At 51.0% G+C, this 1,415-nt stretch carries 1 rRNA gene (running past one end of the window); it reads left to right on the forward strand.

Going from position 1 to position 1,415, the window contains the following annotated elements:
• Nucleotides 1–1,357: ribosomal RNA gene (locus AC07OK_RS30700) — 23S ribosomal RNA — on the forward strand (its annotated part extends 1,392 nt beyond the left edge of the window); the annotation flags it as partial.
• Nucleotides 1,358–1,415 lie beyond the last annotated feature (58 nt).

The following is a 1,415-nucleotide window of genomic DNA, read 5'->3' on the forward strand; positions in this document are numbered from 1 at the left end:
CTTAGGTGCTGAAGCAATCGGAAGTGGTTCCAAGAAAAGCCTCTAAGCTTCAGTCATACGAGACCGTACCGCAAACCGACACAGGTGGGCGAGATGAGTATTCTAAGGCGCTTGAGAGAACTCGGGAGAAGGAACTCGGCAAATTGGTACCGTAACTTCGGGAAAAGGTACGCCCTTGTAGCTTGGCTGATTTACTTCAGTAGGGTGAACGGGTTGCAATAAACTGGTGGCTGCGACTGTTTAATAAAAACACAGCACTCTGCAAACACGAAAGTGGACGTATAGGGTGTGACGCCTGCCCGGTGCTGGAAGATTAAATGATGGGGTGCAAGCTCTTGATTGAAGTCCCAGTAAACGGCGGCCGTAACTATAACGGTCCTAAGGTAGCGAAATTCCTTGTCGGGTAAGTTCCGACCTGCACGAATGGCGTAACGATGGCCACACTGTCTCCTCCCGAGACTCAGCGAAGTTGAAGTGTTTGTGATGATGCAATCTACCCGCGGCTAGACGGAAAGACCCCATGAACCTTTACTGTAGCTTTGCATTGGACTTTGAATCAATCTGTGTAGGATAGGTGGGAGGCTTTGAAGCGGTGACGCCAGTCATCGTGGAGCCAACCTTGAAATACCACCCTGGTTCATTTGAGGTTCTAACCTTGGCCCGTTATCCGGGTCGGGGACAGTGCATGGTAGGCAGTTTGACTGGGGCGGTCTCCTCCTAAAGTGTAACGGAGGAGTTCGAAGGTACGCTAGTTACGGTCGGACATCGTGACGATAGTGCAATGGCATAAGCGTGCTTAACTGCGAGACTGACAAGTCGAGCAGGTACGAAAGTAGGACATAGTGATCCGGTGGTTCTGTATGGAAGGGCCATCGCTCAACGGATAAAAGGTACTCTGGGGATAACAGGCTGATTCCTCCCAAGAGTTCATATCGACGGGGGAGTTTGGCACCTCGATGTCGGCTCATCACATCCTGGGGCTGTAGCCGGTCCCAAGGGTATGGCTGTTCGCCATTTAAAGTGGTACGTGAGCTGGGTTTAAAACGTCGTGAGACAGTTTGGTCCCTATCTGCCGTGGGCGTTGGAAATTTGAAGGGGGCTGCTCCTAGTACGAGAGGACCGGAGTGGACAGACCTCTGGTGTACCGGTTGTCACGCCAGTGGCATTGCCGGGTAGCTAAGTCTGGAAGAGATAACCGCTGAAAGCATCTAAGCGGGAAACTTGCCTTGAGATGAGATTTCCCAGAGCCTTGAGCTCTTTGAAGGGTCGTTCGAGACCAGGACGTTGATAGGTCAGGTGTGGAAGTGCAGTAATGCATTAAGCTAACTGATACTAATTGCCCGTACGGCTTGTCCCTATAACCTTAGCAGGTTATGGTTGAATAAGAAGTACGTTGGAACGTTCGTTGATACAAC

The sequence above is a fragment of the Duganella sp. GW821-FHT07G03 genome, assembly GCF_059418605.1.